This window comes from Variovorax sp. DAIF25 (assembly GCF_050711835.1).
Taxonomy (GTDB): domain Bacteria; phylum Pseudomonadota; class Gammaproteobacteria; order Burkholderiales; family Burkholderiaceae_C; genus Variovorax.
On sequence record NZ_CP136636.1, the window covers coordinates 5,489,310 to 5,512,733 of the forward strand.

Annotated in this window: 5 protein-coding genes; all 5 read right to left on the reverse strand. The window is 72.3% G+C overall.

Annotation, left to right across the window (positions count from 1 at the left end):
* Window positions 1-55 precede the first annotated feature (55 nt).
* From R0232_RS25290 to R0232_RS25310, 5 genes are read right to left on the reverse strand one after another with little or no spacing between them, the layout of a single operon-like run.
* Window positions 56-4,669, reverse strand: a complete 4,614-nt coding sequence (locus R0232_RS25290) for an SDR family NAD(P)-dependent oxidoreductase (RefSeq protein WP_431509838.1) — start codon at window positions 4,667-4,669, stop codon at window positions 56-58.
* On the reverse strand, window positions 4,669-7,923 hold the full coding sequence (locus tag R0232_RS25295) for an amino acid adenylation domain-containing protein (RefSeq protein ID WP_431509839.1): 3,255 nt from the start codon (window positions 7,921-7,923) through the stop codon (window positions 4,669-4,671). The genes R0232_RS25290 and R0232_RS25295 overlap by 1 nt, the downstream gene beginning before the upstream one ends.
* On the reverse strand, window positions 7,920-11,024 hold the full coding sequence (locus R0232_RS25300) for a non-ribosomal peptide synthetase (RefSeq protein WP_431509840.1): 3,105 nt from the start codon (window positions 11,022-11,024) through the stop codon (window positions 7,920-7,922). Before R0232_RS25300 ends, R0232_RS25295 begins: the two co-directional genes overlap by 4 nt.
* Entirely contained in the window at window positions 11,021-18,097 is a 7,077-nt protein-coding gene (locus tag R0232_RS25305) for an SDR family NAD(P)-dependent oxidoreductase (RefSeq protein WP_431509841.1), read from the reverse strand. The genes R0232_RS25300 and R0232_RS25305 overlap by 4 nt, the downstream gene beginning before the upstream one ends.
* On the reverse strand, window positions 18,097-23,379 hold the full coding sequence (locus R0232_RS25310; protein ID WP_431509842.1) for an amino acid adenylation domain-containing protein: 5,283 nt from the start codon (window positions 23,377-23,379) through the stop codon (window positions 18,097-18,099). The genes R0232_RS25305 and R0232_RS25310 overlap by 1 nt, the downstream gene beginning before the upstream one ends.
* Window positions 23,380-23,424: the final 45 nt, after the last annotated feature.

Consider the following 23,424-nt stretch of genomic DNA (forward strand, 5'->3'; position numbering starts at 1 on the left):
CGCGCGACCCGCGTGGCGGGCCTCACCCCTGATGACGTATACGGTGCCGCTTTGTTCAGGCCACCCCTTCCGCCTGACCTTGTGCCCGCCCCTCGCCCTGCTCGATCTGCTCGATCACGTGCAGCTCCACCAGCGCGGCCAGCGCCGCCACCGTCGGCTCGTTGAAAAGCGCCGCCGGATGCAGCACCACGCCGAACTGCTTGCGCACCCGGCCCAGCAACTGGATGGCCGTGAGCGAATCGCCGCCCAGCTCGAAGAGGCTGTCGTCGACGCCGATGGACGAGAAACCCAGCGCCTCGGCCCACATCCGCGCGATGTCGGCCTCGAGCTCGCTCCCGGGCGGCGCGAAGGGCGTCGCCAGCGCGGGCCGCTCATGGGCCGAACCCATGGGACGTGCCGGGGCCCGCGCGTCGGGTTCCACGTCGAAGTCGAGCGAAACCAGGCGCGCGCGCTTCTCCTCCACGCTCAGCGGCGAAACGAAGAGCTGGGGCAGCACCGCGCCGGCGAGCACGCGCTCGAAGGCCAACACCCCCATCGCCGGCGGGATGCCGACGCCTTCCGGATGATCGCGGTGCGCGGCCATGCCGACCTCGCGCCAGGTGTCCCAGTTGAGCGACCAGACCGGAAAGCGCGACTCGCGCAGCGCGAGCCGCGCCGTGGCATCCAGATAGCAGTTGGCCGCGCAATAGTCGGCATCGCCGAAAGCGCCCAGCGCGGCGGCCGTGGACGAGCACAGCAGCACGAAGTCGGGCGCCTGTCCTTCGAGCGCCGCCATCAGGGCCCGCGTGCCCTGCACCTTGGGCGCGCACACGGCCTTCACGGCCGCACGCTCGCGTTGCGCCATGACACCGCCGCCCGGCAGGCCGGCCGCATGGACCACGCCGTGCAGCGCACCGAACTTCGCCACGACCTCGCCCACGACCTCGCGCATGCGCGCCGCATCGGCCACGTCGGCCTGCAGCACCAGCAGCTCGGCCCCGGCCTGCGACAGCTGCGTCAGCTTCTGCAGGCGTTCGCGCAGCGCCGGGGCGGTGGAGGGATCGGCGATGACCTCTCCCCACAGATGGCGCGCCGGCAGCGCCGAGCGCCCCACGAGCACCAGCCGGGCCTGCCACTCGCGCGCGAGGCGCTCGGCCAGCGCGAGGCCGATGCCGCCCAGGCCACCGGTGATCAGGTAGACGCCCTGCTTCCTCAGTCGCTGGACCGAAGCGCCCTCGTCGCCCGCCGCGGGCTCGAAGGCCAGCTGCCAGCGGTGGGGCCCGCGGTAGGCCACCAGCGCCGGCGGTTCGGCTGCGCGCGACTCGGCCAGCACCTGGCCCGCCAGGCGGTCCAGCGCGACACCGTCGCCCTCGGGCAGCACCACGTCGATCAACTGGCAGTCGATGTCCGGAAACTCCTGCGGCAGCACCTTGCAGGGACCATGCAGCATCGACTTGGCCGGATTCAGGCTCTCCAGGCCCGTGACGTCCTCCGCCTGGCTCGCGACCGCGGTCACGCGCAGGCGGCCTCCCTGGCCGGAGACGCCTGCGCCGTAGAGCGCCTGCACCAGCGCCAGCATGCTGTGGAAACCGCGCGCCAGAACCGGTTCCAGCGGGCCGCGCGCGTCGTGCTCCTCCAGGCTCCAGAGATGGAACACCTGCCGTAACGGCCCATGCGCCGCGCCGGCTTCACCGAGCAGGCGGGCCAGGTCCTCGCGCGCGTCGGTGCGCAGGCGGTAGTGCCGTGCGTCCACGGCGTCGAAGGCCTGCGCGCTTTCCGCCACGACGATCGGCAAGGACGACGCAGCCAGCGCCGCAACCAGCGCCGCGCGGAAGCCGCCCGCGTCGCCGAGCACGAGGCAATAGCCGGCTTCGATCTCGGCGGCCTGCGGCGCAAGCCGCGAAGGCAGCGGCGCCGCGCGGCGCCATGCCGGTGCCTGGAACCAGTCGGCGAGCTCCCTGCGCGCGGGCCCGCCCTGCGGCGGCGCACCGGCCACGGGCGCGTTGCCCGGTTCGATCCAGTAGGAGCGGCTCTCGAACGGATAGGTGGGCAGCGGCACGCGCCGCCGATCCGTGCCGGCATGGCAGGCCTGCCAGTCGACCGGGACGCCGGCCACCCACAATTGCGCCAGCGCGCGAGCACATTGCGCGTCGCCCTCGCGCCATTGCTGCGGGCGCGGCTGCGAAGCCACGATGCAGGCGGCCGATGCCGCGCGGGCATGGCGCCGCGCCAGCGAAACCAGCACCTCCCCCGGCCCCGCCTCCAGCAGCGCGACACGGCCCGGCATGTCCAGCACCTCGCTCAGGCCCTGGGCGAAGCGCACCGTGCCGCGCAGGTGACGCACCCAGTACTGCGCGCTCATGGCCTCGGCATCGGTGATCGGACGGCCCGTGACGTTGGACACGAAGGGAATCGAAGGTGCGTTCCTGCGCACGCGCTCGACCAGCGCCTGGAAGGCCGGCAACGCCGGTTCCACCATCGACGAATGGAAGGCATGGGACACGTGCAGCCGGCGCGCCACCGTGCCTTGTGCGGCCAGTGCCTGTTCCACGGCGGCAATGGCCGCGGGCGTCCCGGACAGCACGCAGAGCTTCTCGTCGTTGACGGCCGCGAGGCTGCAGTCCTGCGAGAGCCACGGCTGCAGCTCGGACTCCGACATCGCGACGGCGATCATCTCGCCGCGCGGCAGCTCCTGCATCAGGCGCCCGCGCGCTGCGATGAGCGCCAGCGCGTCATCGAGAGCGAACACGCCGGCGATGCACGCGGCCACGTACTCGCCGACGCTGTGCCCGAGCATGAGGGCAGGCTGCACGCCCCGGTGCATCCACAGCCGCGCCACCGCGTACTCGACGACGAAGAGCGCGGGCTGCGTGATGGCCGTCTGCGACAGCCTGTCCTGAGCGGCCGCTTCGTCGGCCTCCGCCGGGAACAGGCATTGCCGCAGGTCCATTCCGAGCAGGGGCTGCAGGATGCCGCAGCATTGATCGACCACCTCGCGGAACAGCGGCTCGCTCTCGTAGAGCCTGCGGCCCATGTGCGGATGCTGTGCACCCTGCCCCGGAAAGAGGAAAGCGACCTGGGGTGCTTCGGCGGGGCACGCATCGGTCCAGCCATGCGCCGCATCGGGCGTCTCGAGCCGGCGCACGGCCTGCGCCGCGCTCGATGCCAGCACGGCGCGGCGATGCGCGAAATGCCTGCGGCCGGTCTGCAGCGTGTAGGCGACGTCCGCGAGCGGCTGCTCGCCGTTGTCCGCGATGTGCCGTGCCAGCCTCGCCTGCGCTGCCTGCGCCGCGTCGGCGCTGCGCGCCGACACCGGCAGCACCTGCCAGGCGCGCGCCGCACCGGACGAGGCCGCGACGGGCGCCTCCTCCAGCACCACGTGCGCATTGGTCCCTCCCATGCCGAAGGAGCTCACGCCCGCGCGGCGCGGCGTGGCACCGGCGGGCCAATCGCGGGCCTCGGTGTTGACGTAGAACGGACTGCCCGCGAAATCGATCTGCGGATTCGGCCGCTCGTAGTGCAGGCTGGGCGGCAGCGTCCGGTGGTGCAGCGCGAGCACCGCCTTGATGAGGCCGGTCACGCCGGCCGCCGCGTCGAGGTGGCCGATGTTGGTCTTCACCGAGCCGATGGCGCAGTAGCCGGTGCGCGCGGTGCCGCCGCGAAATGCCTGCGTGAGCGCGGCGATCTCGATCGGATCGCCCATCGGCGTCGCGGTGCCGTGCGCCTCCACGTAGCCGATGCTGTCGGGATCGACGTCCGCGATCATCTGCGCGGCCAGGATGGCCTGTGCCTGCCCTTCCACGCTGGGCGCGGTGTAGCCCACCTTGCCCGAACCATCGTTGTTGATGGCCGAGCCCTTGATGACGGCGTGGATGGTGTCGCCGTCGGCCACCGCGTCGGCCAGCCGCTTCATCGCCACGATGCCCACGCCGCTGCCGCTGATGGTGCCGGCCGCGCGCGCGTCGAAGGCACGGCAGTGGCCATCGGGCGACGCGATGGACCCGGCCTGGTATCGATAGCCCAGCCCCTGCCCCAGGTTCAGCGACACGCCGCCGGCCAGCGCCATGTCCGCCTCGTGGTTCAGCAGCGCCTGGCAGGCCATGTGCACCGCCACCAGCGAGGTCGAGCAGGCGGTCTGCACCGTGACGGCGGGGCCCTGCAGGTCGAGCTCGTAGGCCACGCGGGTGCACAGCGCGTCCTTCTCGTTGCCGTTGAGCAGCGTCTGCAGCGAGGCCTCTTCGCCCTTGCCGCCCAGCACCCCGGCCGGCAGCAGGTTGCGCCACGCGTACTGGTTGGTGCTCGCGCCGCCGTAGATGCCGATGCGCCTGGGCTGCCGCTCGCCGTAGTACCCGGCATTTTCCAGCGCCTCCACCGCGGTCTCGAGGAAGAAGCGCTGCTGCGGATCGAGGTACTCGGCCTCGCGCGCCGAGTAGCCGAAGAAGCCCGCGTCGAAGCGGTCCATGCCGTCGAGCACGACACCGGCCTTCACGTAGTCAGGGTCGGACAGCGCTTCGGACGGCACGCCGCGCGCGCGCAGTTCATCGTCGGAGAAGAAGCTCACCGACTCGACCCCCTCGCGGATGTTGCGCCAGAAGGCGTCGATGTTCGGCGCGCCAGGATAGCGCCCGGCCAGGCCGACGATGGCGATATCGATCTCGCCGATCGCGCCGGGTTCGATGGCATCGTTCATCAGTGCATTCCTCCCGCGGCTCTTTTTCGCCGCAACATGGCCTCGCGCTGCCTGCGCGCACCGTCGCGCGCGAGCTGCATGGCGGGTTCTTCCGAATGGGCCGGGCTCAGGCGCTGCGCCTGCGACGCGACGGTGGAATGCCGGAACAGATCGACCAGCGGTACCGCGAAGCCCAGCCGCGACTGGATCTGCGACTGCACCTGCACCAGCAGCAGCGAATGGCCGCCGATGTCGAAGAAGTTGTCGTGGATGCCGAAACCGTCCTGGCCCAGCACCTCGCCCCAGATGGCGCAGATCGCCCGCTCGATCTCGCGCGCGGGGGCCACGCGGGTGGCGGCGCCGGGAGCCTCGGGCAAGGGCAGGGCCTTGCGGTCGACCTTGCCGTTGGCATTCAACGGCAGCGTCTCCAGCACCACGATCGCCCCCGGCACCATGTACTCGGGCAGCACCTGCAGCAATCGCTGCTTCAGCGGCGCGGTCTCCAGCACCTGCAAAGGCGTGGTCGAGACATAGGCCACCAGCCGTGGCCCGCCCGTCGCCGGCTGCGCGACCACCACCGCCTCGCGCACGCCGGGCTGCGCCAGCAGTTGCGCCTCGATCTCCCCGAGCTCGATGCGCAGTCCCCGGATCTTCACCTGGTGGTCGATGCGGCCCAGGTACTCCAGCTCGCCGTCGTCGCGCCAGCGCACCAGGTCTCCCGTGCGATACAGCCGCTCGCCCGTGTCGCTGAACGGATCGGCGACGAAGCGTTCCGAGGAAAGCGCACTCCTGCCCAGATAGCCACGCGCCAGCCCGATGCCGCCCAGGTACAGCTCGCCCGGCAGGCCCGCCGCCGCGAGATTCAGCCCGTCGTCGAGCACGTAGGTCTTCGTGCCCGCGATCGGGCGGCCGATGGCCACGTGATTGCGGCCGTCCGCCCTGCAGCGCCAGTGCGTGACGTCGATGGCCGCCTCGGTCGGGCCGTACAGGTTGTACAGATCCGCGCCCGGCAGGCGTTCGAACACCCTCGCCTGCACTTCCGCCGGCAGCGCCTCTCCGCTGCACACGATGCGCCGGAGGCTGCCGCACGCCTGGACACCGTCGTGGGCCACGAAGGCCTGCAGCATCGAAGGCACGAAATGGAGGGTGGTGACACCGTGCCGGCGAATGAGATCGACCAGCCTGGCCGGTTCGCGGTGATCGCCTGGCCTGGCCACCACGAGGCGGGCGCCCTGCATCAGCGGCCAGAAGAACTCCCAGACCGAGACGTCGAAGCTGAAGGGGGTCTTCTGCAGTACCGTGTCGGCCTCGCCGAGCGCGTACGCGTCCTGCATCCACGCGAGGCGGTTGTACAGCGAGCGGTGACGATTGGCCGCGCCCTTGGGACGACCGGTGGAACCGGAGGTGTAGATGACGTAGGCCAGGTGCTCGCCGTGCAACTCCACGCCGGGGTCGGTGTCCGGCCCCGCTTCCAGGTCCAACAGGTCCAGTTCGATCGTCCGCACGCCCTCTCGGGCGGGCAGCGTCGCGTGGACGTGACTCTGGGTGAGCAGCAGCACGACGCCGCTGTCCTCGAGCATGTAAGCGATGCGGTCCTTCGGGTATTCGGGGTCGATGGGCACGTAGGCGCCGCCGGCCTTGAGGATGGCCAGCAGCCCTACCACCATCTCGAAGCCGCGCTCCAGCGCGATGCCGACCGGGGTGTCGGGACGAACGCCGAGCCCGATCAGGCGATGGGCCAGGCGGTTCGCCCGCGCGTCGAGCTGGGCATAGCTCCATGCGCTGTCACCGAACACCAAGGCCACCGCATCGGGTGTACGACGCGCCTGGCGAGCGATGAGGCGGTGCACCGGTTCGGCGTCGTCGCGGTGCGGCAGGTTCTCGCTCCAGCGCATGAGCTGTGCGCGCTCGTCGCCACCCGTCAGCACCAGGTTCGCCAGCAGGCAGTCGGGGTCGGATGCCAGTGCCTGCAGCACCCGCAGGTAGCTGTCGACCAGCCGCTGCGCGGTGCGCGCCTCGAACAGGTCCGTGTTGTATTCGAGCCGGCCGCGAACGCCCTGCGCTGCGATGTAGAAGTCCAGCGAGAGGTCGAACTTGGCGCCCGCGTCATCGAACTCTTCCATCTCGGCCCGCACGCCTTCGAGATCGAGCGCCACGGCCTCGCCCGACATCTGCACGCCGAACATCACCTGGAACAACGGGCTGCGCGCCGGGTCTCGCCGGTCCTTGCGGCTCGCGAGCAGCACCTCGAAGGGAAGGTCGGCGTTGTCGAGCGCGGCCAACGCGTCGGAGCGGACCTGCCGGCAGACCGCGCGCAGGCTCTGCCGGGGCGAGAGCCGCGCGCGAAACACCTGCGTGGTCACGAAGAAGCCGAGCAGCTCGCTCACTTCCTCACGATGCCGCCCGGCATTGGGCACGCCGATGGCGAAATCGCCCTGACCGCTTTGCCGCGACAGCAGGACCTGCCATGCCGCCAGCAGCGCGACGAAAGGCGTGCACTTCTCGGCGCGGCAGAACTTCTGCACCGCGAGCGCCAGCGCCGGCGGGAGTTCGAAGCCCAGCGCCGTGCCCGCGAAGGTCTTCTGCGCGGCGCGCGTGCGATCGGTCGGCAGGTCGAGCGCTGGAACTTCCGGGCCCAGGTGCCGGTTCCAGTGGTCAAGTTGCCCTGCCAGCGCCCCGCCCTGCACGCTCGCGCGCTGCCACACCGCATAGTCGGCGTACTGCACGGGCAGCGACGGCAGCTCGACCACGCCGCCAGCGCGCAACGCCAGCCTGTAGGCCTGGGCCAGGTCGCCGGCGAGGATCGGGTTCGACCATGCATCGGACACGACGTGATGCAGGCACACGGCCAGCACATGCCGATCGTCGCCCAGCGTCACCAGCTGGGCGACCAACGCGGGCGCGGTGCCCAGATCGAACACATGCGCGGCGGTGCGGCGCACGGCCTCGGCCAGCGCCTGCTTTCGCGCGTCGGCCGGCAGCGCCGTGAGATCGATGCGCTCCAGCGAGAACGGCGCACAGGCGTGCACCCTCTGCATCGGCACGCCGTCCTGCTCGAAAAAGCTGGTGCGCAGAATGGCGTGGCGCGCAATCACCGCGTGGAACGCGCGCTCCAGCGCATCGGCGTCGAGCGCCCCCTCGAGGCGGAAGACCCGCGGCAGGTTGTAGGCCGTAAGCCCAGGTTCGAGCTTCTGCAGGAAGCAGAGTTGCTCCTGCGCGTAAGAGAGCGCGACGGCGTCGCCGTCGCGCACCGCGGGGACGATGCCGATGCTCATGCGACCTCGCCCACTTCGCTCTGCTCGGGTCGCCGCGCCGCTTGCGCCAGCCGCTCGAGCGCCTGCGCATCGCCGCTCGCCTCGCGCAGCGCCGCTGCCAGCGCCGCCGGCGTCGGATGGTCGAACACCAGGCCCGCCGCCACCTCCACCTGCAGCAGCTTGCGGATGCGCGCGACCAGCTTGATGACCTGCAGCGAATGGCCGCCGAGTTCGAAGAAGTCGTCCTCCACGCCGATCGGGTCGCTGCCGAGCAAGGTGGCCATGCCCTCGGCCAGCACGGCCTCGAGCGCATCGCGCGGCGCGACGTGGACCTTGCGTTCGGCCGCGGCCGGTGCGAGCGCGCTCAGCGCGAGCCGGTCGATCTTTCCGTTCGGCAGGCGCGCGAAGGCCTCCACTGCGGTCAAGCTGGCCGGCACCATGTGGGCGGGCAGCAGCGCGGCCAGGCGTTCGCGCAGCGCGCGGCCGTCGGTCGAGGCGCCATCGGCGACGAAGAATGCCGACAGCGCCGTCGCGCCCGCCGCATCGGGCGCGGCGAGCACCACGGCCTGCCGCACGCCGGGCTGCGCCAGCAGCACCGCCTCGATCTCGGCCGGCTCCACGCGAAAGCCATGCACCTTGACCTGGTGGTCCGCGCGCCCCGCGAGGCACAGGCCGCCGTCGGCCAGCACATGGGCCAGGTCGCCCGTGCGGTAGAGACGCTCGCCGGGCGCGAACGGATCGGCCACGAAGGCATCGCCGGGCTCACGGTTGAGGTAGCCACGGCACAGCTGCGCGCCGCCGACATAGACCTCGCCGAGCCCACCCGCCGGCACCAGGCCCAGCGCGGCGTCGAGCACGCGCACGCGGTTGTTCGCGAGCACGTGGGTCAGCGGCAACTGCGCGGGCAGCGGCGCGCCCGCCGCCACGGCATGGACCATCACGCCGACCGTGGTCTCGGTCGGCCCGTAGTGGTTGTAGATGGCGCATTGCGGCGCGAGCGCCGCGATGCGCTCGACCAGCGCGCGCGGCGCGGCCTCGCCGCCCAGCACCAGGGTGCGCGGCAGCTGCGGCGCTTCGCATTCGAGCAGCGCTTCGAGGTGCGAAGGCACGATCTTGAGCGCGTCGATCGCGTACCGTTCCATGAAGTCGGCGAAGGCCCGCGCGTCCTTCGCCTCCTCCTCGGACGCCACCACCAGGCAGGCGCCGTTGAAGAAGGCGCCGAACAGCGCGGTGTTGCCCAGGTCGGCCACGACCGAACTCGTGAGCGCCCAGCGGCGGCAGCCGTCGAGCTTCATCGCGGCCGAGGCGGCCGCCACGTAGTTCAGCAATTGGCCGTGCTCGATGGCCACGCCCTTGGGCGTGCCGGTGGAGCCCGAGGTGTAGAGCACATAGGCCAGGTCGCCCGGCGCGATGCGGTGCGCGGGTGCATGCGCGGGCAGGCCGTCGAGCGCGGGCAGCGCGCCCTCGAGCACCAGCGCGGGCCGGGCATCGGCGAGCACTGCGGCGCGCCGCGCCTCGGGCCAGCCCGGCTCCAGCGGCAGGTAGGCGGCGCCCGCGCGCCAGGCGGCGAACATGGCCAGCGGCAGGTCGACCGAACGCGGCAGGTTGAGCGCGACGATCGTGCCCGGCGTCACGCCCTGCGCCACGAGCCAGTGCGCAAGGCGGTTGATCCGTTCGTCGAACTCGCGATAGTTCAGGCGCTGCGCCCCGGCCTCGAGCGCCGCGGCGTCGGGCGTGGTCCGGGCCCAGTGCGCGACGCGCTCGGCCACGGTCCGCGTGCCGACATCGAGCGGCGGCGTGTCGTGCGCGAGCAGCAGCGCGCGTTCGCGCGGTCCGACCAGCGGCAGCGTGCCGACCGGTGCATTGGGTTGCGCGACGGCGGCCTCGAGCAGCGTGGCGAACTGCAGCAGCAGGCGCTCGAGCGCGGCACGGCCGTGGCGCGCGGCATCGGCGTGCAGCGACAGCTGCGCGCCGTCAGTGCCCCATGCGGCCTGCAGCGCGAGTTCGAAGCCGGGCATCGGGCCCGGCAATCGGGTCAGGCGCCAGCGCACGGAGGAACCATGCTGCCGCGGTGCCTCGTGCGAGACGAAGCCGATCACAGCCTGGGCCGTGATCGGCGGTGCATCGACCGGCCAATACTCCTGCACCTCGACGTGCGCAGCCAGGGCGGCGTCGAGCCGGCCGGTCCAGTTGGCGAAGGACTCGTCCTCTGCCACGTCGACCAGCACCGGCAGCACCTTGTCGAACAGGCCGACCGCCCCCTGCATCGGTGCGTAGTCGCGCCGGCAGTCGTGCTGCCAGCCGCCGACGAAGCGGCCCGCACCGTGCAGGCGCGCCAGCAGCAGCCACCAGGCGGCCTGCAGCAGGGTCTCGGGCTGCGTGCCGAGAGCCTCGGCAAGTGCCGTCATGCGCGTCGCCAACGCGGCGTCGATGGCGGCCTCGGCCACGATGCGGCGTGCGGCATCGGCCGGGGCACCACCGCGTCCAGTCTGCAGGCGCGGCGGCGCGAGCGCGGCGGCTTCGACCGCCAGCCGCTGCCAGTAGGCGCGGCCCTCGGCCGCGTCCTCGCCCTCGAGCAGGTCCTCGCGCCACTCGACGAAGCGCGCGTGCTGGAAGATGTCCTCGGGGTCGAGCGCGCCCTCGCCGAGGCTCGCGGTGGCGATCTGATCGAACAGGTTCTGCAGGCTCTCGCGGTCCGCCACCAGCGGGCTCAGCGACAGCGCCAGCGTGTGGCTCGCCGCGCCCGTGCGCAGCAGCGCGGCGCCGACGAGTTCGCCGCGTTCGATCGCCAGCGGCTCGGCATTGAGGGCCTCGAGCCATGCGTCGAGCGCGCCATCGGCCGCGCCGCCGAGGTCGGCCGAGCGCCATGTCAGCGGCGGCATCTCTTCGAAGTACTGCTGCCGCGGGCCGCGGTAGCCGGGCACCTGCCGGATCGCCGCGCACAGCGCGCCATGGGCGCGCAGCACGCTCTCGACGGCGATGCGCAGGGCCGCGGCATCGATCGTGCCGTCGATGCCCACCGACAGCAGCAGGCGGGTCGCGCCCGCGGGCACGGCACGCTGCTCGGCGCTCAGCGGGAAGGTGGTGTCGGAGGTGGGGGCGATGGTGCTCGTCACGCTCATGCTCCCTGCTCGTCGGCCAGGCGGGTCTCGGCCGTCGCCGGCGGTGCGCCCTCGAGCGCGGCGCGGTCGAACATCGCGCCCATCGCCACCACGATCTTGCGCGGTCCCTCGTAGGGGTCGCGCGCATGGGCCGCGAGCATGTTGTCGAGCATCACGATGTCGCCCTGCCGCCAGTCGAAGCGCACCGCGCACTCCTCGTAGACGCGGCCCACCACGGCCATGGTCTGGTCCGCGATCGGCGAGCCGTCGCCGTACATCACGTGGCGCGGCAGGCGGTCGATGCCGCCGATGGCGAGCAGGTCCTCGCGCACCTGCGGCTCGAGGCAGGCCACGTGGTGCAGCTGGATCTGGTTGAAGAACACCTTCTCGCCGGTGATCGGATGGCGGATCACGGCGGGGCAGCGCGTGCGCGTCTGCAGCGTGTCCTCGTCGAGCCAGCGCCAGGCGATGCCGGCGGCGGCCAGGCGGGTTTCGACCTCCTCGCGGCGATCGGTCTTGTAGAAGTCGCGCCAGCTCACGTCCAGGCCGGGCGTGAAGGTGCGCACGTACAGCAGTTCCTTGCGCTCGAACTCGGCCACCATCTCGGCCGGCAGGCGGCGCAGCATCTCGCGGCAGTCGACGATCGGCGTGGCGCCGCCCACCGGCGAGGGCAGCTCGCAGAAGAACCACTGCTTGCGCGGCCAGCGGTCGAGGTGCGAACTCTCGTTGTGATAGAGGATCATCTGCCGCTCGGGGTACGGCGTGGAGCGGTAGGTCTTCTTGCCGCCCTCCTTCTTCGGCAGGTCGCCATAGCTGCCGTAGAGCTCGGGCTCGATGGCCTCGGCGAAGGCCTCGAAGTCCTGCGGCGTCTTCAGGCCGAAGTCGCGGAACAGCACGCCGCCATGCCTGGCGACCAGCATCTCGATGTAGTCGGCCTGGCTCCGGGCCCAGGCCACGGTGTCGAGGTCGCCGGTGGTGGCCTGCAGCACGATCGGGAATTCCGCGCCGGGCCGCAGGAAGGAGGTCTGGACCACGGGGCGCGCGGCGGCGCGCGGCGCCTCGCGGCCGGTGGCGCCACGGCCGAGCTTGTCCAGCTTGCCGAGCTTGTCCATCTTGCCGGCGGTGCCGGTGGTGCCAAGGGGTCTTGCGGTGTTCATGGTGAATCGCTCCTGCATTTGCTTGGGGGCCAGCGCGTCGATGGCCTGGCCCGGTGTTGCGACGATCCGCTCCAGCAGCGCATGCCACGAAGCGGTGAACTGCTCGACGGTCTCGCGCCGGTACAGGTCCGTGGCGTACACCCACTCGACGGCGAGCGCACCGGCCTGTTCCCTGGCGAAGACCGCCAGGTCGAACTTGGATTCGTTCATCTGCTGGGGCAGCACCTCGACCTCGGCGCCTTCGATGGAGAACCGGATCTCGGGTGTGTTCTGGAGGACGAAGAGCACCTGCACCAGCGGATTGCGGTCGCGCGCGCGGCGGGCGCCGGCGAGCTCCACGATCTGGTCGAAGGGCACGTCCTGGTGGTCCATGGCGGCGAGCGCCTGCTGCTTCGTCCGCGCGAGCCATTGCCGGAAATCGGCCTTCGGGTCGGCCATGCGCGAACGCAGCGGCACGACGTTGACGAAGAAGCCCAGCAGTTGCTCGAGGTCGGGGTGACCGCGTCCCGCCACGTCGGTGCCGATGACGAGGTCGTCGGCACCCGCGGCCTGGTGGAAGAACAGGAAGAAGGAGGCGAGCAGCAGCGTGAACAGCGAGGCGTCGGATTCGCGCGCCAGCGCGCCCAGGGCCTGCGACAGCGCCGGCGACAGTTCGAGCAGCACCGAGTTGCCCGCGTGCGAGGCGGTGGCCGGGCGCTCGTGGTCGGGCTTCAGGCCCGAGACCTGCGGCGCGTCGCGCAGGTACGCCCGCCAGAACTCGGCCTTGGGAGCGAAGGCGGGCGAGGCCAGCGCGCGGCCGTACCACGCGGCGTAGTCCACGTACTGCACGGGCAGCGGCGCGAGCGCGAGCGGCTGGCCGCGCAGCGCGCGCTGGTAGAACTCGCCGAGCTCGCGCGCGAACACGGCAATCGACCAGCCGTCGAACACGATGTGGTGCACCACGAGCACCAGCACATGCTCGCGTTCGCCCAGGCGCACCACGGTGGCCTTGAGCAGCGGCCCCTCGGCCAGCACGAAGGGCTGGCGCACGAGCGCGTCGAACAGCGCGGCATAGCGCCGCGCGCGCACGGCCGGGTCGGCTTCGGCGATCTCGACGAGCGGAATGTCGAGCCGCTGCCCGGCGCGGATCAGCGCGGCGGGCTCGCCCTCCTCGTCCTCGGCGAACACCGTGCGCAGCACCTCGTGCCGCGCGGCGATGGCGTCGATGGCCGTGCGCAGCCGCTCGACATCGAGCGCGCCATGCAGGGCCAGCCCGGCCGACATGTTGTAGGCCGCGCGGCCCGTCAGGTTGCCGGCATCGGTGAGCCGGTCGACCAGCCAGAGGCGGCGCTGCATCGGCGACAGCGGCAGCGCGCCGCCGCGCGGCACGGGCGCGATCTCCATCGCGGCGGCCGGTTGCGGCGGGACCGCGGCGTCGCGCGCCGGCAGCTTCGCGATCAGGCCGGCGAGGGTCGGCGCCTTGAAGAACTCGCTGGGATGCAGCTCGACCGCGTAGGCCTTGCGGATGCGCGACAGCAGCTGGATCGCCACCAGCGAATCGCCGCCGAGCTCGAACAGGTTGTCGTCCATGCCGATCGGCGCGATGCCCAGGCGCTCGGTCCACAGCGCGGCCAGCGCGTTCGCGCGTTCGCCCTCGGGCGCGACGAACGGGGTCGACAGCGCGGGACGCGGATGGCTGCCGCCGGCCGCCGCGGGCGGCGCGCCGCCGTCGTCGAGCAGCTCGAGCATGCCTGCGTCGAGCGGGCCGAGGCGCTGCGCGAGGTCGGTGGTCGAGATCACGGTCTGCGGGCGCAGCGGGCCGTTGACGATGCGCTCGAAGGTGCGCGCGCCCTCGGGACCGTCCATGCCGATGCCTTCGGGCACGACCATGTGCTCGGCCATGCCGAGGCCGCGCCAGGCATCCCAGTTGACCGAGAAGACGGGCCAGCCGCCCACGCGCGCCTGGGCGATCGCCACGGCGTCGAGGTAGGCGTTGGCCGCGGCGTAGTCGCTCATGCCGAGGCCGCCGGCCACGCTCGAGATCGAGGAGCAGAACTGCACGAAGTCGAGCGGCTGCCCGCGCAACGCGTCGAGCAGTGCGCGGGTGCCGCGCACCTTGGTCGAGAACACGGTGTCGACCTGCGCGCGCGTGCGCTGCGCCATGAGGCCGCCGCCCGCGTCGCCCGCCGCATGCACGATGCCGTGCAGCGCGCCGAAGCGCGCGTTCGCCTGCGCGAGCGCCGCCTGCAGTTGCGCGGGATCGGACACGTCGGCCGACAGGGTCAGCACCTGCGCGCCCAGCGCCTCGAGCGCCAGCAGCTGGCGCAGCCGGTTGCGTTGTGCCTCGGGCTGGCCGGCATCGGCCGCGAGCGCGGCCCATGCGTCGCGCGCCGGCATCGCGGTGCGGCCCAGCAACACCAGCCTGGCCTGCCAGTGCTGCGCCAGGTGCTTCGCGATGGCGAGGCCGACGCCGCCGAGGCCGCCGGTGATCAGGTAGACACCCTCGCGGCGCAGGCGCGGCTGCGCCGCGGCCGGCAGCGGCGCGGGCTCGTAGGCCTTCACCCAGCGGTGCGCGCCACGGTAGGCCGAGAGCGGCTCGCCGGGCTCGGTGCGCAGCGCAGCGGCCTCGGTGGCGATCTGCTCGACCAGCAGGGTCTCGGCCTCGCTCTCGGGCGCGGCCAGCATGACGTCGATCACGCGGCAATGAATGCGCGGGCACTCCTGCCCGATCACCTTGGCGATGCCCAGCAGCGTGGCCTTCTCGGGGCACAGCGCCTCGGCGCCGGTGATGTCCTCGATCTGGTTGGCAACGATCGCGATCGGCAGCGTGGCAGTGGCCGCGCCGCCACCGTCGAGCGCCTGCACCAGCGCCAGCAGGCTGAAGAAGCCGCGCTCGAGCAGCTCGGGCTGCGGTTGCGCGGCCGGCACTTCGTCGAGGCACCAGAGGTGATGGATGGCGCCGACGGTGCCGAGCTCGGCCTCGACCTCGCGCAGCAATCGCGCATGGTCGTCGCGCTCGCCGGGGCGCAAGGTCCAGCCTTCGCGGCCCGTGCGCGCGAACGAGAGGCCGCGCTGCGCCAGCGCCACCGCATGCCCTTGCGCGCGCAGGTGGCGCGCGAGATGGCCCGTGAGGCTGCGCTCGTCGCCGTACAGCAGCACGCAACCAGCGCCGACCGCTGTGGCAGGCATCAAGGGCTCGCCGCGCTTCCACACGGGCACGTAGAAGGCATCGGGCGCCGGCGTGCGCGCGGACGGCGCCGACGCGGACGCCTCGACCCAGTAGCGGCGGCGCTGGAACGGATAGGCCGGCAGCGGCACGCGGCGCGGGGCCTGGCCCGCATGGCAGGCCGCCCATTCGATCGCCACGCCCGCGAGCCACAGGCCGGCCAGGGTCTGCGCGAGCTGCTGCGCATTGCGCGCCTGCTGCTGCGGATGGGCCTGGCTCGCGCACACGCCGGCGGCCGATGCCGCCATCGGGTGCTGGCGCGCGAGGCCGGCGAGCGTTTCGCCGGGGCCGACCTCGAGCACCACGCGGCCGGGCCGCTCGAACAGCGTGCGCAGGCCGGCTTCGAACTGCACCGTGCCGCGCAGATGCTGCGCCCAGTAGTTCGGGCTGGTCGCCTGCTCGGCCGTGATCAGCCGGCCGGTGACGTTGGAGACGAAGGGAATCTTCGGTGCCTGCCTCGGCACCGAGGCAACGAGCCGTTCGAGCTCGGCGAGCAGCGGCTGCGTCATCGCCGAGTGCGAGGCGATCGACACGTGCAGGCGGCGCGGCAGATGGCCCTGCGCGCGCAGCCGTTGCTCGGCGGCCTCGACCGCCTCGATCGGACCGGACAGCACGCACAGCTGCTCGCCATTGGCGGCCGCGAGGTCGCAGCCGTCCTGCAGGAAAGGCGCGAGCTCGGCCTGCGACAGCGGCACCGCGGTCATCGCGCCGGGCTGCATCGATTGCAGCAGGCGGCCGCGCAGGGCCGCCACGCGCAAGGCGTCCTCGAGCCGGAACACGCCGGCCAGGCAGGCCGCGACGTACTCGCCGAGGCTGTGGCCCATCATCGCGGCGGGCCGCACGCCGCGGCGCATCCACCACTGCGCCAGCGCGTACTCGACGACGAACAGCGCCGGCTGGGCCATGGCGATGTCGAACAGCCGCGCATCCGCCTCGGTCTCAGCGCCCGGCGCGGGGAACAGCAGCTCGCGCAGGTCGAAGCCGAGTTCGGGGCGCAGCAGCTCGCAGCAGCGGTCGACGTCGGCGCGGAACGCATCGTCGTCGCGATAGAGCGCGAGGCCCATGTTGGCGTGCTGCGTGCCGCCGCCCGGGAACAGGAACACCACCTCGGGCGCTTGCTCGGGCACGGGGGCCGATGCCACGACGAGGCCCTCGCCCGTGGCGAGCATGCGCGCGGCGGCGGCCGGTCCGTCGGCCACGACGGCGCAGCGATGCGCGAAGGCACGGCGGCCGGTCTGCAGCGTGTGGGCGACATCGGCCAGCGCGAGCTCGGGATGGCTCTCGAGGTGCGCGCCGAGCCGCTGCGCGGCCTGCCGCGCGGCGGTGGCGCTCAGGGCCGACAGCGGCAGCACCTGCCAGTCGGGTTCGCGCCGTGTCGGCCCGCGCGCGGCAATGGCCGGCGCCTCCTCGAGCACCACGTGCACGTTGGTACCGCCGATGCCGAAGGAGCTGACACCCGCGCGGCGTGGCGCGGCGCCCTGCGGCCAGGGCCGGGCCTCGGTGTTGACGTAGAACGGACCGCTCGCGAAATCGATCTGCGGATTGGGCTGCTCGAAATGCAGGCTCGGCGGCAGCGTCGCATGCCGCAGCGCGAGCGCCGCCTTGATCAAACCGGCCACGCCGGCGGCCGCGTCGAGGTGGCCGATGTTGGTCTTGACCGAGCCGATCGCGCAACTTTGCGGCGTGGTCGCGCCGCCGCTCGCGAAGGCCTGCGTCAGCGCGGCCATCTCGATCGGGTCGCCGAGCGTGGTGCCGGTGCCGTGCGCCTCGACGTAGCCGATGCTGGCCGCGGGAACGTCCGCCACCATCTGCGCCGCGCGGATCGCGCTGGCCTGGCCCTGCACGCTGGGCGCGGTGAAGCCGATCTTGTCCGCCCCATCGTTGTTGGCGGCCGTGCCCTTGATGACGGCATGGATGGTGTCGCCGTCGCGCAGTGCCTCGGCCAGCCGCTTGAGCACGACGATGCCCGCGCCGCTGCCGATGACCGTGCCCGCGGCCTTCGCATCGAAGGCGCGGCAGTGGCCGTCGGGCGAGAGGATGGCGCCGTTCTGGAAGCGGTAGCCGCCCTCCTGCAGCAGGTTGAGCCAGACACCGCCGGCCAGCGCCATGTCGCAGTCGTGGCTCAGCAGCGCCTGGCAGGCCATGTGCACCGCCACCAGCGAGGTCGAGCATTCGGTCTGCACGCTGACGGCCGGGCCGCGCAGGTCGAGCTTGTAGGCCACGCGCGTGCACAGCGATCCCGCGGAGTTGCCGCTCATCAGGCCCAGCATGTCGGCGATGCCGGTGCCCGCGTCGACGCCGAAGGCCGGCAGCAGGTGCCGCATCAGGTAGAGGTTGGGACCGTCGCCGGCATAGACGCCGACCGAGGCACCGCCCCTGCCGGCCTGCCAGCCGGCGTGCTCGAGCGCCTCCCAGGCGCATTCGAGGAAGATGCGCTGCTGCGGATCGAGGTGCTCGGCCTCGCGCGGCGAGTAGCCGAAGAAGCCGGCATCGAATTGGTCGAAGCCTTCGAACAGCACGCCGGCCTTCACGTAGTCGGGGTCGGCCAGGGTGCGCTCGGGCACGCCGCGCGCGCGCAGTTCCTCGTCGCTGAAGACGGTGACCGACTCGACGCCATCGCGGATGTTGCGCCAGAAGGCGTCCACGTCCGGCGCGCCCGGAAAGCGACCGGCCATGCCGACGATGGCGATCTCGAGGCCCGTGAGTTCGGGCGGCGACACGGAGTCTTGCATCAGAAGCTTCTTTCGGTGGGACGGCGGCGTTGCAGCAGGGCCGTGCGCTGGCGCTGCGCGCGCGCCTGTTCGCTGTCGTCGCTGCCGCCGGCATCGGATGGGGTCGTGCCGCCGCCCTGTTCGATGCGGCGCGCGAGCGCGCCGACGGTCGGGTACTTGAAGAGGTCGACCACCTTCAGGCCCGGGTTCAGCCGGTCTTCCATCAGCCGGTGCATGCGGATCACCAGCAGCGAATTGCCGCCGAGATCGAAGAAGTTGTCGTTCATGCCGACCTTCTCGACCTTGAGCAGCGCGGCCCAGATCGAGGCCAGGGTCTGGGCCACGTCGCCCTGCGGCGCCTCGTAGCCCTGCGAGGCAGCGGCGACGGTCGGGGCGGGCAGCGCGCGGCGGTCGACCTTGCCGCCGCCGGTGAGCGGGAAGCTGTCGAGCGCCACGATGGCGGGCGGCACCATGTAGTCGGGCAGCGCGCGGCCCAGGTGTTCGCGCAGCGCGGCGGCATCGATGCGCGCGGACGGTGCAGGCGAGACGTAGGCGGCCAGCGACGGGCCGGCCGCGCCGTCGTGCACGAGCACCAGCGCCTCGCGCACCGCCGGGTGCTCGCGCAGCCGCGCCTCGATCTCGCCGAGCTCGATGCGGAAGCCGCGGATCTTCACCTGGTGGTCGAGCCGGCCGAGGTATTCGAGCTGGCCATCGAGCCCCCAGCGCACCAGGTCGCCGGTGCGGTAGAGCCGGCCGCCCTCGGCATCGAAGGGATCGGCGACGAAGCGTTCGGCCGTGAGCGCTGCGCGGCCGAGGTAGCCGCGCGCGAGCCCCGCGCCGCCGAGGTACAGCTCGCCGGCCACGCCCTGGGGAACGGGCTGCAGGTCGGCATCGAGCACATGGGCCGTGCGATGGCCCACGGGACGGCCGATGGGTGCGTAGCCCTGCACGGGATCGTGCGCCGTGCCGCTCCATGCGGTGGGCGTGATGACGGCTTCGGTCGGGCCGTAGGCATTGACGATGCGCGCGGGACGCAGCACGCGGCGGATCAACGCCAGGTCCTCGCCGGTCCAGGCCTCGCCGCCGAACAGCGCGAGGCGCACGGCATGCGCGAACGGCGGCTGGCCCTGCATCAGCTGGCGCGCATAGGCCGGCGGCAGGTCCACCACGCTGACGCGGTGGCGCTGCAGCAGGGCGTCGAGTTCGCTCGCGAGCGAGCACCACTGCGGCTGCACCACGAGGGCCGCGCCCGACACCAGCGGCAGCAGGCATTGCTCGAGCGCCGCGTCGACGTGCGGCAATGCGAACTGCAGCGAGCGGTCCTCGGCGCGCATGTCGCAGGTCCGCGCCATCGCCTGCAGGTGCATCGAGAGGGCGGCGTGCGGCACGGCCACGCCCTTGGGAACGCCGGTGGTGCCGGAGGTGTAGACGAGGTAGGCGAGATGGCCGTCGTGCAGGTCGATGGCGGGGTCGGTGGCGGCTTCGGCCTGGAGCTGCACGGGGTCGAGTGGGACCCTGGCGATGCCCGGCGGCAAGGTCGACGCCTGCGCGCCGTCAGCGAGCAGCACGCTGGCACCGCTGTCCTCGAGCAGTTGCGCGATCCGCTGCGCGGGATGCGATGGATCGAGCGGCAGATAGGTGCCGCCGGCCTTCAGCACGCCGAGCAGGCCCGCCACGCGCTCGCCCGCGGCCTCGATGGCCACGGCGACGACGCTGCCGGGCCGCACGCCCTCGCGCAGGAGCCGGTGTGCCACGCGGTTGGCGCGCTCGTTCAAGGCGGCATAGCTCGAGGGCATGTCGCCATCGATCAGCGCGACGGCCTCCGGGTTCGCGCGCACCCGCGCCTCGAACAGGCGGTGCACGGGCTGCGTCTGCAGCACCTGCCGCTCGCCGACCGACCAGGCGCGCAGTCGCTGTCGTTCTTCCGCGTCGAGCAGGAGGACATCGCCCAGCGGCTGCGCGGGGTCGGTCGCCAGCGCCTCCAGCAGCGCCCGGTAGTGCGCGGCCATGCGCTCGATGGTGGCGGGCTCGAACAGTTCGGCCGCATAGGTGAACACCGCGCCGGTGCTGCCATCCGCGCGCTCGCGGATATCGAGCGCGAGTTCGAACTGCGCGGCGCCCTCGGCCATGCGCTGTTCGCGCGCCTCGAGGCCCGGCAGCAGCCGCAGCGCATCCACGTCTTCGCGCAGATGGTTGAGCATCACCTGGAACAGCGGGCTGTGGCTCAGGCTGCGCTGCAGTTGCAGCGCCTCGACCAGTTGCTCGAACGGCAGGTCCTGGTGGGCCTGCGCGCCGAGCGCGGCCTCGCGCACCTGCGCCAGCAATTGCGCGAGGCTCGTGCGGCCCTGCAGCGTGGCGCGCAGCACCTGGGTGTTGACGAAGAAGCCGATCAGGCCCGCGGTCTCGGGGCGGTGGCGGTTGGCCACCGGAACGCCGACGCGCACGTCCTGCTGGCCGGTGTAGCGGTGCAGCAGCGCCTGGAAGCCGGCCAGCAGCGCCATGAAGAAGGTCGCGCCATGCGACTGCGCGGTGGCACGCAACCGCGCGACGAGCGCGCCGTCGAATTCGAAGGCATGGCTGGCGGCCCGGTAGCTCGCCACTGCCTGCCGCGCATGGTCCGCGGGCAGCGCGAGCACGGGATGCTCGTCGCCGAGCTGTACGCGCCAGTAGGCGAGCTGGCGCTCGGCCTCGCCGGCGGCGAGCCAGTTGCGTTGCCACCGCGCGTAGTCGGCGTACTGGATCGGCAATGCCGCGAACTGCGGTGCCTTGCCGGTCGCATGCGCCGCATGGGCGGCACCGAGTTCGCCGACCAGCAACTGCAGCGACGCACCATCGGACACGATGTGGTGCGTGACCACGACGAGCAGGTGCCGCGCGTCGTCGACCTGGATCAACGCCGCGCGCAGCAGCGGGCCTTCGCCGAGGTCGAACAGCTCCTCCTGGCACTGCCGTGCGTGCGCGGTCGCGGCGGCGTCGCGCGCCGACGCGGGCAGCTCGCGCAGATCGATCTGCCGCAATGCGAAGCGCGAAGCGGGCAGGATCCATTGGCCGACCGCCCCATCCGCGGCCGCACGGAACACGGTACGCAGGCTCTCGTGGCGAGCGACCAGTCCGTCGAAGGCCGCGTTCAAGGCAGCGGCATCGAGCGGGCCCGAGAGGTCCAGCGCGATGCCGACGTGATAGGCGGTGCTCTGCGGATCGAGCTGCCACAGGAACCACTGGCGCTCCTGGGCATGCGACAGCGCGAGCGCTCCGCTCCTGCGCTCGGCCGGCAGCACGGCGATCGGGTTGCGCGGCCTGCGCAGGCCGGTGGCGCGCACGCGGCGCACTTCCGCGGTGAGATCCTGCAGCCGCGGCTGTTCGAACAGCAGGCGCACGGGGAACTCGATGTCCCACGCGTCGGCCACCCGGGCCGCCACCTGCGTGGCGGCGAGCGAGTTGCCGCCGCTGAGAAAGAAATGGGCATCGCGTGCCAGCGCGGGCTGCGGCGCGCCGCGGCGCAGCACCTCGCTCCAGATCGCGGCCATGGCCTGCTCGAGCTCGTCCATCGGCAGCGCTGCCGTGGGCGCCTTCGCGGCGGTGCCGCCGAGCACGAAGGCGCCATGCGCATGCATCGCATAGGCATCGGCCGTGCGATCGATCCAGCCCTGGCGGCAGGCGCCGCGCTGCAGCTTGCCGCTGGTGGTCTTGGGCATGCCGCCCGGATTGAGCAGCATGACGACGGAGAGCGGCTCGCCGAACTGCTCGCTCACGGCGGCGCTGAGCGTCTCGACCAGCGCCTCGGGACCGACCAGCTTCTGCACGCTGCGCGACACCTCGGCGGCCAGGCCGATGCCCTCGCCAGCGGGGCCATCGACGGCGAACGCCGCCACGCGGCCCTTGCGCACCACGTCGACCTCGAGCTCGATCATCCGTTCGATGTCCTGCGGGTACAGGTTGTGGCCGCGGACGATGATCATGTCCTTGATACGGCCTGCCACGTAGAGCTGGCCGTCGTGCACGAAGCCGAGGTCGCCGGTGCGCAGCCAGGTGGCGCCGTCGCGATCGACGAAGGTCTGCCGCGAGACCTCGGGCTTGTTCCAGTAGCCGCTTCCGATGCTCGGGCCGGTGGCCCAGATCTCGCCGACGCGGCCGGCATCGCACACCGACAGCGAGGCCGGGTCGACGATGCGCACGGCATGGCCGGTGACGGTGCGGCCGCAGCCGACCAGGACCGCGCCGTCGGCCTGCGCCAGGACCTCGCCGCGCGCCAGGCCCTGGCTCGAGAAACCTTGGGCGACCATGCCGGCACCGCGCCAGCCGCCCGTCACGAACAGCGTGGATTCGGCCAGGCCATAGCAGGGGTAGACCGCGCCGGCGGCGAATCCCGCGGGCGCGAACTGGCGCTTGAATTCATGCAGCGTGTCGGCGCGCACCGGCTCGGCGCCGGAGAACGCGAGCGCCCAGCTCGACAGGTCGAGCTTCTGCAACTGCGCCTCGGACACCCGTTCGAGGCACAGGCGATAGGCGAAGTCGGGGCCGCCGCTGATCGTCGCGCGGTGGCGCGAGATGGCTTCGAGCCAGCGCACCGGCCGCTCGAGGAAGTAGCGCGGCGACATCAGCACGACCGGGATGCCGCGGTGCAGCGGCTGCAGCAGGCCGCCGATCAGGCCCATGTCGTGGTTGAGCGGCAGCCAGGTCGCGAAGATGTCGTCCGGACCGATCGACAGGCCCTCCTCGATCGCGCGCATGTTCGCCATGAGGTTGGCGTGCGTGACCATGACGCCCTTGGGCGCCGAGGTCGAGCCGGAGGTGTACTGCAGGAAGGCGATGTCGGCGGCCGAGGGCTGGTGCGGCGCCCAGCGGTCAGCGTCGTCGGTACCGATCGTGTCCACCGCGATCAACGGCACGTCGGCAAAAGCATCGGCCGCGGCGATCGAGGCCTTGATGTCGGCATGGGTCAGCACGCAGCAGGCGCCGGCATCGGCCGCGATGCCCTCGAGCTTGCCGAGGTGCCGCTTGCGCGTGGACTCGGGCGGGAACACGGGCACGGCGACCAGGCCCGCGTACAGGCAGGCGAAGAAGCTCACGACGTAGTCGTCGCCGTTGTCCAGCATGATCAGCGCGCGTTCGCCGCGGCCGAAGGATTGCTGCAGGCGCGCCGCCAGGCCGCGCACGCGCGCATCGAGCTGGCGATAGCAGAGGGGCGTGTCGAGCGCCGCGCCGTCGCGGTCGGTCACGCCGACCAGCGCGGTGTCTTCGGGCCGGCGCGCGGCCAGGTCGCGCAGGTGGCTCACGAAGTCCACGGGGTGCGTCGGGGTCACATCGATTCCTTGAATGGCGAAGCCGGCTCGGCCACGAGACCCGGC